At 73.7% G+C, this 15,024-nt stretch carries 10 protein-coding genes; 8 read left to right on the plus strand and 2 right to left on the minus strand.

Features of this window, described 5'->3' with window-relative positions; translation table 11 throughout:
- The first annotated feature begins 314 nt into the window (after positions 1-314).
- The 7 genes from rpsA (at position 315) to uvrB (ending at position 9,807) form a co-directional block, all read left to right on the plus strand.
- A complete protein-coding gene (gene rpsA, locus IW256_RS12990) occupies positions 315-1,787 on the plus strand; it encodes a 30S ribosomal protein S1 (RefSeq protein ID WP_197011201.1) in 1,473 nt (490 codons plus the stop codon).
- A gap of 573 nt (positions 1,788-2,360) precedes the next feature.
- Positions 2,361-4,316 carry an endonuclease/exonuclease/phosphatase family protein gene (locus IW256_RS12995; protein ID WP_197011202.1) on the plus strand — a complete coding sequence of 652 codons (1,956 nt, stop codon included), beginning with the start codon at positions 2,361-2,363 and terminating at the stop codon, positions 4,314-4,316.
- A gap of 19 nt (positions 4,317-4,335) precedes the next feature.
- Positions 4,336-4,827, plus strand: a complete 492-nt coding sequence (locus IW256_RS13000; RefSeq protein ID WP_197011203.1) for a GNAT family N-acetyltransferase — start codon at positions 4,336-4,338, stop codon at positions 4,825-4,827.
- A 19-nt stretch (positions 4,828-4,846) separates the two neighbouring features.
- Complete coding sequence (gene coaE / locus IW256_RS13005) at positions 4,847-5,458, plus strand: dephospho-CoA kinase (RefSeq protein WP_197011204.1); 612 nt, start codon at positions 4,847-4,849, stop codon at positions 5,456-5,458.
- A gap of 141 nt (positions 5,459-5,599) precedes the next feature.
- Positions 5,600-6,355 carry a hypothetical protein gene (locus IW256_RS13010; RefSeq protein ID WP_197011205.1) on the plus strand — a complete coding sequence of 252 codons (756 nt, stop codon included), beginning with the start codon at positions 5,600-5,602 and terminating at the stop codon, positions 6,353-6,355.
- A gap of 82 nt (positions 6,356-6,437) precedes the next feature.
- Positions 6,438-7,592 carry a sensor histidine kinase gene (locus tag IW256_RS13015; protein WP_197011206.1) on the plus strand — a complete coding sequence of 385 codons (1,155 nt, stop codon included), beginning with the start codon at positions 6,438-6,440 and terminating at the stop codon, positions 7,590-7,592.
- Between the two features lie 97 nt (positions 7,593-7,689).
- The gene (gene uvrB, locus IW256_RS13020) at positions 7,690-9,807 is read left to right on the plus strand and encodes an excinuclease ABC subunit UvrB (RefSeq protein ID WP_197011207.1); all 2,118 of its coding nucleotides are present in this window, start codon (positions 7,690-7,692) and stop codon (positions 9,805-9,807) included.
- A gap of 50 nt (positions 9,808-9,857) precedes the next feature.
- Here uvrB and IW256_RS13025 read toward each other — a convergent pair whose 3' ends face one another.
- Entirely contained in the window at positions 9,858-13,445 is a 3,588-nt protein-coding gene (locus IW256_RS13025; protein WP_197011208.1) for a WD40 repeat domain-containing serine/threonine protein kinase, read from the minus strand.
- 133 nt (positions 13,446-13,578) lie between these two features.
- Between IW256_RS13025 and IW256_RS13030 the strand changes: the two genes are divergently transcribed.
- Complete coding sequence (locus IW256_RS13030) at positions 13,579-14,043, plus strand: DUF6210 family protein (RefSeq protein WP_197011209.1); 465 nt, start codon at positions 13,579-13,581, stop codon at positions 14,041-14,043.
- A gap of 12 nt (positions 14,044-14,055) precedes the next feature.
- Here the strand turns inward: IW256_RS13030 and IW256_RS13035 are convergent, their stop codons facing one another.
- The gene (locus tag IW256_RS13035) at positions 14,056-14,958 is read right to left on the minus strand and encodes a helix-turn-helix domain-containing protein (protein ID WP_231403762.1); all 903 of its coding nucleotides are present in this window, start codon (positions 14,956-14,958) and stop codon (positions 14,056-14,058) included.
- Between the last annotated feature and the right edge of the window lie 66 nt (positions 14,959-15,024).

The following is a 15,024-nucleotide window of genomic DNA, read 5'->3' on the forward strand; positions in this document are numbered from 1 at the left end:
GCCCTCGCCACGGCCCCTGTCACCGTTTTTCTCACGGGCCGGATCCCCTGTGGGGACGGCCCGACGGACGCCGGACGCCGGAAGGCGCGAACGTCACCGATTGACCCCGCGGTCCTGGTCCCATATCCTGATCGCTGCGCTGTGGGCTTGCGCGCGCTTCGGACGGAGCAGGCTCGCGCTCGGTCAGGTCGACATCGGTTACCCTGACGCGGTTCTTTTCGCCGCGTCCCGCTTCCGGTCATCGGCAGGGCGGATAACGGCCCTCCGCGCAGTACAGGCAACTACGCATGTCCGTATCCGGAGCCAGCCGACATATGACGAGCAGCACCGAGGCAACCTCGACCACCCCGCAGGTAGCGGTCAACGACATCGGGTCCGAGGACGCCTTCCTCGCCGCGATCGACGAGACCATCAAGTATTTCAACGACGGCGACATCGTCGAAGGGACTGTCGTCAAGGTCGATCGTGACGAGGTCCTCCTCGACATCGGCTACAAGACCGAGGGCGTCATCCCCTCGCGCGAGCTGTCCATCAAGCATGACGTGGATCCCAACGAGGTGGTGACCGTTGGTGACCACGTCGAGGCCCTCGTCCTCCAGAAGGAGGACAAGGAGGGCCGGCTGATCCTGTCCAAGAAGCGCGCCCAGTACGAGCGCGCCTGGGGCACGATCGAGAAGATCAAGGACGAGGACGGCATCGTCACCGGGACCGTCATCGAGGTCGTCAAGGGCGGCCTCATCCTCGACATCGGCCTGCGCGGCTTCCTGCCGGCGTCGCTGGTGGAGATGCGACGGGTACGTGACCTGCAGCCCTACGTGGGCCGCGAGCTCGAAGCCAAGATCATCGAGCTGGACAAGAACCGCAACAACGTGGTCCTGTCCCGCCGTGCCTGGCTGGAGCAGACCCAGAGCGAGGTCCGCCAGACCTTCCTCAACACCCTCCAGAAGGGCCAGGTCCGCAAGGGCGTGGTCTCCTCGATCGTCAACTTCGGTGCGTTCGTGGACCTGGGCGGCGTGGACGGTCTGGTGCACGTGTCCGAGCTCTCCTGGAAGCACATCGACCACCCGTCCGAGGTCGTCGAGGTGGGCCAGGAGGTCACCGTCGAGGTCCTCGACGTGGACATGGAGCGCGAGCGGGTCTCCCTGTCGCTCAAGGCGACGCAGGAGGACCCCTGGCAGCAGTTCGCCCGCACCCACCAGATCGGCCAGGTCGTGCCGGGCCGCGTCACCAAGCTGGTGCCGTTCGGCGCGTTCGTCCGGGTCGAGGAGGGCATCGAGGGCCTGGTGCACATCTCCGAGCTGGCCGAGCGCCACGTGGAGATCCCCGAGCAGGTCGTCCAGGTCGGCGACGAGATCTTCGTGAAGATCATCGACATCGACCTCGACCGGCGCCGCATCAGCCTGTCGCTCAAGCAGGCCAACGAGAGCGCCGCGGGCATCGAGGAAGAGGACTTCGACCCGACGCTCTACGGCATGCCCGCCGAGTACGACGAGCAGGGGAACTACAAGTACCCCGAGGGCTTCGACTCCGAGACCGGCGAGTGGCTCGAGGGCTACGACACCCAGCGCGAGACCTGGGAGCGGCAGTACGCCGAGGCGCGGGCGCGCTTCGACGCCCACCGCAAGCAGATCGAGGAGGCCCGCAAGGCCGAGGCGGAGGCCGAGGGCGGCGCGCCGTCCGGCGAGACCTCCTACTCCGGCGGCGGCGAGTCCGAGTCCACCGGTGGCGCGCTGGCCACCGACGAGGCACTGGCCGCGCTGCGGGAGAAGCTGTCCGGCGGACAGTGATCCGGCACGGTCGATGAGCGGCCCCGGCGAGAGCCGGGGCCGGCCCATCGCCGTACGGCACACCCTCCGGCCGTGCTCCGCTCCGGCGGGAACGGCGGGAGACCGGTGACTCCAGGTCATGGCCGGGGCGGCCCCTTCGAGGGGCCGCCCCGGCCATGACCGTCTCCGGACCTGTCTCCGGAGACCGTGGACCTCTCCCTTGCCCCGGGCGGGCCCGCAGGACGTCCGAACGCGGCCGATGCCACGGCGGGCGGGGCCGTACGGTGATCCCGCTCACGCGGGCCGGCGCGACCGCCGGTGAAGGCCCCGGTCCGCGGGCGTCCGGAGGGCGGGTTCGGGGCGATCTGGGCACGTCGGGCGCGCCGGACCTCTAGGCTCGGCACCTGGAGCCGGTCCGGGATCGCGGGATCGGCGGCGCCCCGCGTCCGGGTCGCCGCCGGGCACCCGCGATCATGGGGAGTCGCACGACTCGCGGCGTCCGGCCCGGTCGCCGGGCCGGACGGACCGCGGTGACCGTGCGGCCCGCCCGGACCGTCTCGCTCGTTCCGCTCGTTCCCGGGAGCATCCGTTCAATTGGCCAGCACAGACCTAGGCACCAAGACCGGCGGGCCGGCACAGCCGGCCGGGCCCTCGATCGTCCCGCAGGGGCCGGCGCGGCTCGCGCTGATCGCGATCACGGTGGCGGTGCTCGCACAGACCCTGCGTTTCTCGCTGCCCCAGTACGACCACTTCGCCGACCGCGCGGGCACGGCCGTCGCGGGCCTGGTGGTGCTGGCGGTGTACCTCGCCGGGTTCACCGGCCCGCTGATCCGCCGCGCGGCCGGGCCGCGGGGCCTGCTGCTGGCCGGGGTGGGCGGGCTGCTCGCCGTACGGCTGCTGGCCCAGGTGCTCACCCCGCAGACGTGGCTGGCGTTCGTCGGCACCGCCGTCGGCATGATCGCCGTGGGCGCGCTGTACGAGGGCGCGCGCGGCCTGTCGGGGGTGGGGTTCGCCACCGCCACGGTCGCGGGCCTGTCGGCCGACAGCGCGGTGCGGATGGCGTTCGCCACCTGGGACGCCGCCTGGCGGTCGGGGCCCGGCCCGTGGGCGGCGTGCCTGCTGTTCGTGGGGCTGGGGGCCGCCGCGCTCTACCGCGAGCTGTCCTCCGGGCCGGTCGCGGCGCCGGGGATCTCCTGGCGGGACGCCTTCGGGGCCGCCGCGTTCGGGCCGTTCCTGGCGCTGCAGGTGCTGGTGCTGTCCAGCCCGGCGTTCGTGGCCTCGGCGGGCTGGCAGTCGCTGACCGCCGCGCACATCGTGATCGTGATCGGCCAGGGCCTGGCGCTGGCGTTCCTGGCCTCCGGCCTGGCCGTGCGGGCGGTGCCCGGCGGCGTGTGCGTGCTCGGCGGCACCCTGCTGGGCGTGGGCGCGGGGGCGGTCGCCGGGACCTACGCCGTCGCCGGCATCGAGGTCGTCCCCGTCGTCATCGGCGGGCACGTGCTGTCGGCGTGGCTGCTGGCGGTGGCCTGCCGGGCGCCGCTGCGCCGCGCCGGGGTCGGCGGGCCGGTCCAGCGGATCGACGTCGGCGCCGCCACCGGCGGCCTGCTGATCGGCCTGATCCTGGTGTCGTACCAGGTCAGTGCGCTGGAGCCGCTGCCGTTCCCGAACAACGCGCTGCCCGGCCTGGCGGGCATCCTGCTCGGCGCCCTGGCCGCGATCGCCGCGGCCCGGGGCGGCCCGCTGCCGGCGCGCGCGCCGTTGCGGGCGCTCACCGCGGGCGGCGCCGCGCTGGTGCTGCTGCTCGGCACCCTGGTCTTCACCGTCGCGGGCCCGTCCGGTGAGGCCGTCGCCGCTCCGGCCGGCGGGCGCATCCGGGTGGTGAGCTACAACATCCACGACGCCGTGAACCGGGACGGGCGGCTCGACCCCGAGGGCGTCGCCCGCGCGATCGAGGCGCAGCGGGCCCACGTGGTGCTGCTCCAGGAGGCGGGCCGCGGCTCCCTGCTGTCGGGCACCACCGACGTGGGCGTGTGGCTGTCGCGGCGGCTCGGGATGAAGCTGCTGTGGGGGCCGGCCGCCGACGGGCAGTTCGGCAACGCGATCCTCACCTCCCTCCCGGTGGAGCGGTCGGGGACGGGCCGGATGCCCAAGGGCGACTGGTCGCAGATCCGCGGGTACGTGTGGGCGCGGCTGAAGGTGGGCGGGCGCACCATGGACGTGTGGTCCACGCACCTGGAGGGCGGCGCCGACGCGACCGGCGAGCGGACCAGGGAGATCGCGGCGCTGCTGCGGGCCTGGGGCGGCGCGCCCCGCACGATCATCGGCGGCGACTTCAACGCCGAGCCCGCCAGCGGCGAGATCTCGCAGATGCTGGAGGGCGGCGAGCTGCGCAGCGCCGCGCTCGGCGGCGACCCCTCGCCGACCACCGCCGACGGCCGCCGGGTCGACTGGATCTTCGGGACCGACGACCTGCTGTTCGCCGACTACGAGGTGCCGCGGACGGCGGGCTCGGACCACTACCCCGTCGGGGTGACCGTGCGGATCGGCCAGTGACCGTCCGGGCGGTGGCCGCGTGAGCGGCGCGGCGGTCTCGATCGTGCCGGCGGGCCCCGGCGACGCCGGTGAGATCCTGACCGTGCAGCGGGCGGCGTACGTGACCGAGGCGCAGCTGTACGGCGACCCGTTCATCCCGCCGCTGGTGGAGTCGGGGGAGCAGGTGGCCGCGATGCTCGGCGGCGACGCCGTGGTGCTCAAGGCGGTGGCGGGCGGGCGGCTGGTCGGCGCCGTCCGCGCCCGCTTCGGCGACCGCACCTGCCTGGTCGCCCGGCTGGTGGTCGCGCCCGACATGCGGGGCCGCGGCGTCGGGAGCGGGCTGATGCGCGCCCTGGAGGAGGCGGTGGCCGGGCGGGCCGACGCCTGCGTGCTGTTCACCGGCCATCTGAGCGAGGGCAACCTGCGGCTCTGCCGGCGGCTCGGTTACGCCGAGACCCACCGCGAGCGGGTCGCCGACCATCTCACGCTGGTGCACATGCGCAAGACCCTCGCCCCCGCGTCCGGGAACTGAGCGCACTACTGTGGTGCCCGTGCTGAAAGTGGGACTTACCGGCGGCATCGGGTCGGGCAAGAGCGAGGTCTCGGCGCGGCTCCGCGCGCGCGGCGCGGTGATCATCGACGCCGACCGGATCGCGCGCGAGGTGGTCGAGCCGGGGACGCCCGGCCTGGCCGCGGTGGTGGCCGAGTTCGGCGAGGGGGTCCTGCTGCCCGGCGGCGGGCTGGACCGGGAGAGGGTCGGCTCGATCGTCTTCGCCGACCGTGACCGCCTGGCCGCCCTGAACGCCATCGTGCATCCGCTGGTGGGGGAGCGGATGCAGGAGCTGATGGACGCGGCCCCCGCCGGCGCGATCGTGGTGTACGACGTGCCGCTGCTGGCCGAGAACGGCCTGGCCGGGATGTACGACGTGGTCGTGGTCGTGGACGTGCCGGTCGAGGTCCAGCTGGACCGGCTCACCTCCCGGCGCGGGATGACCGAGGAGGACGCGCGGGCCCGGATCGCCGCCCAGGCCGCCCGCGAGGAGCGCCGCGCCGTCGCCGACCACGTGATCGACAACTCGGGTTCCCTGGACGATCTCCAGGCCCGGGTGGACGCCCTGTGGGAGGACCTCGTCCGCCGCGCCCCCGCCGCCACCGCCGGTTGATCCCGTCCGCGGGACCGTCCGGTCCGGCGTGACGCCGTGACCGTTTGAGGACGCCGGCTGGTCCGATTGGCCGTCCGGGGCCCGGTTTGGGGAAGATGGCCGCGGGGGCCGGGGTGACCGGCGTGAACGAGGGGGAGCGCGATGCGGGTGTCTTGGGCCACGGATCAGGGGAGCCCGCTGCGGCCGAACGAGGACTTCGTCGCCGCCGCGCCGGGCGCCGTCGTCGTCCTGGACGGCTGCGGGCTGCCGCTGGGCACCGATCTGGGATGCGTGCACGGCACCGCGTGGTACGCGCGCTCGCTGGGCATGAGGCTGCTCTCCAGGCTGGTGGACGGCCTGGGCGGGGTGCCGCAGGCCGCGCCGCCCGTCGGCCCTCCCGAGGGCGCTCACCGTCCCGGAGAGCGTCCCCTGGTGGCGCGCCTGGCCGGGGCGATCGCCGACGTGGCCGCGTCGCACCGGGCGACCTGCGACCTGCGCCGTCCCACCACGCCCGCCGCGACCGTCCTCGCCGCGCGGGTGCGCGGCGACCTGGTCGACTACCTCGTGCTGGCCGACTCCACCCTGCTGCTGGACGGGCCCGGCGGCGTCCGCGAGATCACCGGCGGGCCGTACTACGCCGCCGCGGACCCGGCGGTGGCCGAGCACGCGATCACCGGGACGGTGCCGCTGCGTGAGGTGCGCGACGCCTTCCTGCTGACCGACGGGGCGACCCGGCCGGCCGACCTCTTCGGCCTGACCGACTGGCAGGGACTGGCGCGGACGGTCCGGCGGGAGGGGCCGGAGGCCCTGATCGCCCGTACCCGCGAGGCCGAGCGCACCGACCCCGAGGCCAGGCGCTGGCCGCGGAGCAAGCCGCACGACGACGCCACCGTCGCGCACTGCGCCTTCTCGTTCTGAGCCGCCCCCGGCCGCCCCGGCCACGCCTGGCGGCGGGTCACCGGTGCGGGACCGGGCCGGCCTGCGCTATAGGCTCATCGGCATGACCGTCCGGGGCTGGTGGTCGGCGATGTGGCCGACACGTCGCTCGCGCGCGCTCGACATCTCCCTGGCCGTCTCGGTCGCCGCCTTCGACGCCGTCTGGCTGCTGCTGGCGACCCAGAGGTTCTGGCTGCCCCCCTGGGAGGTGTCCGCCGCCAGCGCCGTCCTCGGCCTGGCCCTGGTGTTCCGCCGCCGCCACCCGGTCGAGCTGGCGCTCTTCAGCCTGGTCTTCAGCCCGCCCACCGGCGGCGGGGGCATCTCCGTGCTGATCATGCTGTACTCGCTGGGCGCCTACGCCGCCTCCCGGCGCACGGTGGTGACCATCGCGATCGCCGGGTACGTCACGTTCCTGATCTTCCCCGGGCCGACCGCGACGAGCGAGCCGTTCTTCATCCAGGCCGTCACCGGTGTCGCGTTCACCGCGCCGCCGGTGCTGCTCGGCCTCTACATGGGCGCCCGCAAGCAGCTGTTCGCCTCCCTCCAGGAGCGGGCCGAACGGCTGGAGCGCGAGCAGCACCTCCTGGCCGAGCGCGCCCGCGGCGAGGAGCGCACCCGTATCGCACGGGAGATGCACGACGTCGTCGCCAACCGGGTGAGCGTGATGGTCGTCCACGCCGGGGCGCTCAAGGCCGTCGCCCTGCGCGACCCGGCGCGCGCCGCCGAGACCGCCACGGTCATCGGCGACATGGGCCGGCAGGCCCTCGAGGAGCTCCGCCAGGTCATCGGGGTGCTCCGGCAGGGCGAGGAGGCGCTGCCGCAGAGCTCGCCCACCCTCTCGGAGATCCGCGAGCTGATCGGCCAGTCCAGCGCGGCCGGGCTCGGCGTGGAGATCCTGGTACGGGGCGAGGAGCGGCCGATGCCCGCCGCCGTCGGCCGCGCCCTGTACCGGCTGGTGCAGGAGGCGCTGACCAACGTGCACAAGCACGCCGGGGACGCCGACACCGCGGTCGAGCTGGCCCTGACGCCCGAGGCGATCGAGGTCGAGATCCGCAACGAGCCGCCGCGCGCGGGCCCGCGGCACGGCCTTCCCAGCGGCGGGAACGGCCTGCTCGGGCTGCGCGAGCGGGTCACCGGGCTGGGCGGCAGCTTCGACGCCGGGCCCTGCGGCCGGGGCGGCTTCCGGGTCCGGGCGCGCCTCCCGCTCCCCGCGTCCTGAGCCCGGCCCGGCCGGCGGAATAAGCGCGCGGCCGAGATTGTCCCACCCCCTGCATACAGTGGGGTGAGCGAGGCGAGTCCAGGGGAAGAGGCGGAGCATGCGGCCGATCACCGATCTACGACGCAAGGTGGCGCCGTTCGAGGTCGTCACGGAGATGACGCCGTCCGGTGACCAGCCGCAGGCGATCGCCGAGCTGGCCGCGCGGATCTCGCAGGGCGAGAAGGACTCGGTCCTGCTCGGCGCCACCGGCACCGGCAAGACCGCCACCGTCGCCTGGCTGGTGGAGAAGCTCCAGCGTCCCGTGCTGGTGATGCAGCCCAACAAGACCCTGGCCGCCCAGTTCGCCAACGAGCTGCGCGAGATGATGCCCAACAACGCGGTCGAGTACTTCGTCTCGTACTACGACTACTACCAGCCCGAGGCGTACATCCCGCAGACCGACACCTACATCGAGAAGGACTCCTCGATCAACGACGAGGTGGACCGGCTGCGGCACTCGGCCACCAACTCGCTGCTCACCCGCCGCGACACCGTCGTGGTCGCGTCGGTCTCCTGCATCTACGGCCTGGGCACCCCGCAGGAGTACGTCGACCGCATGGTCCGGCTGCGCGTGGGCGACGAGATCGAGCGCGACGACCTGCTGCGGCAGCTCGTCGGCATGCAGTACGCCCGCAACGACCTGGCGTTCACCCGCGGCACGTTCCGTGTCCGCGGCGACACCGTCGAGATCATCCCGCAGTACGAGGAGCTCGCCGTCCGCATCGAGATGTTCGGCGACGAGATCGAGAAGCTGGCCACGCTGCACCCCCTCACGGGGGAGGTCCTCACCGAGGACGAGGAGCTGTACGTCTTCCCGGCCTCCCATTACGTCGCGGGCCCCGAGCGGATGGAACGCGCGATCCGCGACATCGAGGCCGAGCTGGAGGAGACCCTGGCGACGATGGAGCGGCAGGGCAAGCTGCTGGAGGCCCAGCGGCTGCGGATGCGCACCACCTACGACATCGAGATGATGCGCCAGGTCGGCACCTGCTCCGGCATCGAGAACTACTCCCGTCACATCGACGGGCGCCCGGCCGGGTCGGCGCCCCACACCCTGCTGGACTTCTTCCCCGAGGACTTCCTGCTGGTCATCGACGAGTCCCACCAGACCGTCCCGCAGATCGGCGCGATGTACGAGGGCGACGCCTCCCGCAAGCGGATGCTGGTCGAGCACGGCTTCCGGCTGCCGTCGGCCATCGACAACCGGCCGCTCAAGTGGGAGGAGTTCCTGGAGCGGATCGGCCAGACCGTCTACCTGTCGGCGACGCCGGGCTCCTACGAGATGAACCGGGTGGGCGGCGTCGTCGTCGAGCAGGTCATCCGTCCCACCGGCCTGGTCGACCCGGAGATCGTCGTCAAGTCCACCAAGGGCCAGATCGACGACCTCATCCACGAGATCCGGCTGCGCACCGAGCGTGACGAGCGGGTGCTGGTGACCACCCTCACCAAGAAGATGGCCGAGGACCTCACCGACTACCTGCTGGAGCTGGGCATCCAGGTCCGCTACCTGCACAGCGAGGTCGACACGCTGCGCCGCATCGAGCTGCTGCGCGAGCTGCGCGCCGGCGAGTTCGACGTCCTGGTCGGCATCAACCTGCTGCGGGAGGGCCTCGACCTGCCCGAGGTGTCGCTGGTGGCGATCCTGGACGCCGACAAGGAGGGCTTCCTGCGCTCGGACACCTCGCTGATCCAGACCATCGGCCGCGCGGCCCGCAACGTCTCCGGCCAGGTCCACATGTATGCCGACAGGATCACCCCGTCCATGGAACGGGCGATCGACGAGACCAACCGGCGCCGCGCCAAGCAGATCGCCTACAACACCGAGCACGGCATCGAGCCGACGGCGCTGCGCAAGCGGATCGCCGACATCCTCGACTCGCTGGCCCGCGAGGACGCCGACACCGAGACCCTGATCGGCGGCGCCGGCCGCCAGCAGAGCCGCGGCAAGGCCCCCGTGCCCGGCCTGGCCTCCCGTGCCAGGGAGGCCGGCCGGCACGCCGCCGACCTGGTCGGCGAGCGCCCCCGCGAGGAGCTGGAGGGCCTGATCGAGCAGATGACCGAGCAGATGCACCAGGCCGCCGCCGACCTGCAGTTCGAGCTGGCCGCCCGCCTCCGCGACGAGATCAAGGAGCTCAAGCGCGAACTCCGCGAGATGAAGGAGGCGGGCGTCAGCTAGCCCGCGGGACCGCGCGCCCGGCGGGGAGGCGCGCGCCGCTCACCGGTGGCTCAGCGTGAGGCCGGGCAGGTGGGGCGGTAGTCGAGCGCCGGCAGGTGCCGCTTCCACTCGTCCCGGGTCAGCCCGCCCTTGGTGGTCCGGCACAGCGCCGCGGCGGTCGCGGCGGGGGCGAGCTCGTGGGTGATGACGCTTCCGCCGTCGGCGACGCTGTGGAGGGTCGCGCCGTCGGCGGAGAACGCCAGGGCGCGGATCCGCGTCTGGTGGCCGGTCAGCGCCACCGCGTAGGAGCGGCCCGACGCCACCTCCCACAGCCGGATCATGCCGCCCGCGTCGCCGGTGGCCAGCAGCGTCCCGTCCGGTGAGAACGCCGCGGCCCTGACGTAGCGCTTGTGCCCGCGCAGGATCAGCCCCCTCGAACGGAGCGTCCGCCCGTCCGCCAGGAGGACCTTCTGGTCGGCCTCCGCCCCCTCCGCGCCGACGACCGCGCGCCCGTCGCGGCTGAGGGCGAGCGGGAGCCTGGACGCGGGGTCGCCGTTGCGGGCGAGGACCTTGCCGGACGGGTACCCGGTCAGCCCGGACGCGCCGTCGGACAGCACCGCCTTCCCGTCGGGCCGGAAGAGGAGGGTCTGGGCGAACGTGCCGCCGGCCGCGGGCACGGCGCGGATCTGCCGGAACGTCGCCAGGTCCCAGAACTGCAGTTCGAAGGCGGTCCCGCGCCTCACCAGCAGCGCCAGGCCCTTGCCGTCCGGCGAGATCGCCATGCGCTGGACCCGATCACCGGGGCCCGGCAGCCGGACCGTGCCGAGGGCGGTGAACTTCCCGGCGTCGGCGACGGCGACGGTGCGGTCGTCCTTGCGGACAGCCAGTCTCCGGCCGTCGTGGCTCAGGGCGAGGGCGCTGTTGTCACCGGTGGAGGAGATCGGGGCGGAGAGGGTGAACCCGCGGGTGTGGGGGCGCTGCCGCCGGACGTCCCAGAAGCGGATCTGGGAGCCCTCGCGGTAGGCCATGGTGGAGGCGTCCGCCGACAGCGCCACCTCCAGGAACAGGCCGCCGCTCCCGACGGTGTGCGAGTGGAGGAAGGTGCTCACGTCGAGCGAGGCCACCTGGCCGGTCGCCGGTTCGACGCAGCGCAGCGTCCTGTTCTCGACGAAGCGGGTCAGCGCGCAGTCGCCGCCCTGCGAGTACCTGAGCACGGGGTCCGCGGCGACCGTCTGGGTGGGTCCTCCCCGTGTGACCTGCCACATGGTCCTGCCCTGCGCGAGGAAGCGGCCGTCCTGGCTGAAGGCCACCGCCGATGGCGAGACCGCGGACCCCAGGATCGTGTACTGCTCGTCGGTCTTGACGTTCCAGACCAGGATCTGGGCGGCGCCCCCCGTCGCGGGGGAGTGCAGCACCGCGAGCAGCGAGCCGTCCGGGCTCAGCCTCTGGGCGCCCACGTAGCGTCCCCTGACCTTGGCGTTGAGCCGGGGCAGCGGGAGCGGGGTGCGGATCGCCGGCATCTCCACGCGCACCACGCCCTGCGGGGTCACGCTGGCGATCACGTTGTCGTCGGCGGTGGCCGACAGGATCTCGACGCCGTCCTTGGCGCGCTCCCAGCTCAGCGGGACCTGCTTGAGCGTTCGCAGGTCCCAGACGGTGCGCTCGTCGCGGGTGCCCGCGAACAGGAGGTTCCCCGACGGGCTCAGGTCGATCCCGTCGAACACCGTGCGGCTGTCGCCGGGCTTCCCGATGGTCAGGCGGCCGCGTTCCCGCCCGGCCGCGGTGTCCCAGAGGCGGGCGGTGCCGTCGTCCATCCAGGTGATCACGGTGCGGGCGTCGCCGGTGACGAGCAGGTCCAGGACCCGCGGCCCGGGGATGGAGAACGCGTGCAGCCTTGTGCGGCCGTCGATGTCCCAGACCGTGACCGCGCCCCCGGCGGCCTCGTTGCCCGGCTGCGGGTCCACGGCGACCAGGACGCGGCCGTCCGGCGACGGCTGCCGCAGGCGCGTCCCGCTCACGCCCGGTGGCGAGAAGACATCGCTCTCCCACTGGTGGCGCAGCGCCACGAGCGCCTCCCTCGTCTCCTTGGTGCCGGCCAGGGAGGCGGCGGCGACCGCGAGCCGCCGCGCCGTCCGGGGGTCGTTCCGGCGCGTGGCCAGCGCCACGGCCGCCAGCCGCCGCGCCTCCGCCTCGTCCCGTTGCCGGGCCACGGTACGGCCCTGCTGGAAGACGATCGCGCCCGCGCCGACCGCCACGACCAGCAGCACGGCCAGGACGCCCGCCGCCACCGTGCGCAGGGTGGAACGGCGCCGGGTGGCGGCGCGTCCCGCGTCCAGGAACGCCTGCTCCATCGCGTTGACCGTGAGATGGCGCCGCCCGCTGACCGCCCAGCTCAGCGCGCGCTCCAGCCGGGTGCCCTGGAAGAGGTCGCCGGTCTTGCGGCCGTGCGCGTCCCACAGCCGGATGCCGGCGACCAGTTCCTGGTGCACGGCCAGGCCGGGCCGTTCGGCGTCCACCCAGTCGCGCAGCCGGGGCCAGGCGCGCAGCAGCGCCGGGGTGGCGAGGGCGAAGTGCCGCTCGTCCCAGGTGAGGAGCCCGGCACCGCCGAACGACGACAGCACGGCGTCGATCGCGCCCTCCGGCGTGTGCCCGTCGCCGAACTCCTCGCGCGCCGCCGGCCGCAGGAGGTCGTCGCCCGCCGACACCATCCGCAGCAGCACCCGCGGCACCGCCTGCCGCGCCGCCGGGTCCAGGCCCTGGAACACCGCCTCGGCGCGTTCCCCCAGCGTCGGCGTGGCGGCGGCCTTCGGCGCGCGGACGGCGGAGGCGGCCCGTTCACCCTGCTCCAGCAGGTCGGCGTCCGGTTCCCCGCCGAGCAGGTCCATCAGCAGCCGCGGCGCGTCCGGCCGCTCCTGGGGCTCCTTGGCCAGCGCCGCCGCGACGACCGGCCGCAGCCGGCCGGGCACCGCCGACAGGTCCGGCTCGGTGTTCAGGACGGCGTGCATCAGCGTGGGCAGCGTCCCCCCGTCGAACGGCGCGCGCCCCGACGCCGCGTACAGGACGGTCGCGCCCCAGGCCCAGACGTCGACGGCGGGCCCCGGGCTCCGCCCCCGGAACACCTCCGGCGCCATGTACCGGGGCGTGCCCTTGATGCCGGTGGCGCTCTGCGACATGTCCTCGGTGCGGGCGATGCCGAAGTCGATGACGCGCGGCCCGTCCGGGCCGAGCAGGACGTTGGCGGGCTTGAGGTCGCGGTGGACGACGCCCGCCCGGTGGACGGTGGTCAGCGCCGTCGCGATCCCGACGGCGAGCCGGTACAGCTCGTCGGGCCCGTACGCCCCGGCCTCCTCCACCGCCTCCTGCAGCGTCGGGCCCGCCACGTACTCGCTGACGATGTACGGGGGCGCGGTCTCCAGGTCGAAGGCCAGGACCCGCGCCGTGCAGAACTGCGAGACGCGCCGGACCGCCTCGACCTCGCGCATGAGAAGATCCCGATGCCGGGCCGAGTAGTCGCCGTGCAGGGCCTTGACGGCGACGCGCGCGCCGTCCGGTCCGTACCCCTCGTACACCGCCCCCTGCCCGCCCGCCCCCAGTTTTCCCGCGAGCCAGTAGTCACCCAGCCGTGTCGGCTCGCCGGGTGCCAGGGGAGTGGGGGCCATGGCGTCTCCTCGTTCCAGTGGACATGATCGTCTGTAGAAGATGCCACGCCGGTTCCCCGGGTTCGTGTGACGCGCGCGACAATCCCCCGCTCGTACGCCCGGACCACCTCGCGTCCACATGGACAATGGCGTGGTGGGCGGCAAGCGCTATGTGTTCCTGGACGCGGACGGGACGATCGAGGAGGACGGCTGGTTCGGCGTCGTCGTCCGCGCCGGGACCGGGATCGTCTACTGCCAGCAGTACGGCGGGACCGCCTGCCTGCAGGGCGCGGTCGAGGGGTACTACGTGCCGGTCGGCGCCTCGGACCCGGCGACCGGCCGCAACGCCCTCCGGGAGCTGCGGCGTCTCTTCGAAAGGGACCTGCGCGGCGCCGGCCTGCCCGGCGACCCGCGCAAGGAGCCGGAGGTCCTGGAACGCGTGAGGTCGGCGGTCGAGGCCGTCGTCTTCTGGGCGTCCGGGCGCGGCGCCGGCGACGCCGGGGAGGAACGCGGCCATCTCCGGCTCGACGACGGCCGCCTCGCGGAACTGGACGAGGCGTGGATACCCGTCCGTACGGGGGACGGCCCCGGCGTCCTCGTGTGGTGCAACTCGGACTGAACGCGGGCCGCCTCAGAAACTCCGTACGAGCATCTCCTCGGCGGTCGCGGGCGTGCCGGCCAGGAGCCGCAGCTTCTCCGCCGATTCGGAGCCGGGCGGGGCGTGGTGGACGGTCAGGGACTGCTCGTGGTCGTCGGGCAGCCGGAACGTCTCGAAGGAGAGGGTGAGGCCACCGAGCAGCGGATGGTCCAGGCGCGTGGTGCCGTGGTTGTTCTCCCTGACGTCGTGCCTGGCCCAGAGGCGGCGGAACTCCTCACTCCTGACCGACAGCTCGCCCACGAGCGCCGACAGCCGCGGATCGTCGTGGTGGCAGCCCGCGTACAGGCGGAGGGCGCCGACGGTGTCGGCCGCCCGGGACTCCCAGTCCGGGAACAGGCGGCGGTGGCCGGAGTCCAGGAACGCCAGCCGCGCCCAGTTGCGCTCGTGGGAGGGCAGCCCGTCCAGGCCGCCGAAGAGGGCGGCGGCCATCGGGTTCCAGGCGAGGATGTCCGAGCGCGGCCCCGTCACGTACGCGGGCACCTCCATGGAGGCCAGCATCCCCCACAGGGTGGTGCGCACCCGCTCCCGGCGGCGCGGCGGCGTGCGCTTGTTGTGCTGCTGGCAGTTGACCAGGTGCGTGAGGTGGGCGTGCTCGGTGTCCGTCAGCCGCAGGGCACGCCCGATGGAGTCGAGGACCTCGGCCGACACGTTGGCGCCGCGGCCCTGTTCGAGCCGGGTGAGGTAGGCGACCGACACTCCGGAGAGCAGCGCCAGTTCCTCCCGGCGCAGCCCTGGCACCCGCCGGTGCCGCCCGGAGGCCGCCAACCCGACGTCCTCCGGCCTCAGGCGGGCCCGGCGGCCGCGCAGGAACGCGCCGATCTCGGCCCGCGGGTCGAACGGCCGCCCGCCATGATCCGCCGCCTCCTCGGTTCCCATGTCGCTCATTATCTCGGGTCCTACGCATACGAGCCCGGACGAGCCTGTCCCTGGCAGTAGTAGGAA

Origin of the sequence: Actinomadura viridis (assembly GCF_015751755.1) — a bacterium.
GTDB classification, from domain to species: Bacteria; Actinomycetota; Actinomycetes; order Streptosporangiales; family Streptosporangiaceae; genus Spirillospora; species Spirillospora viridis.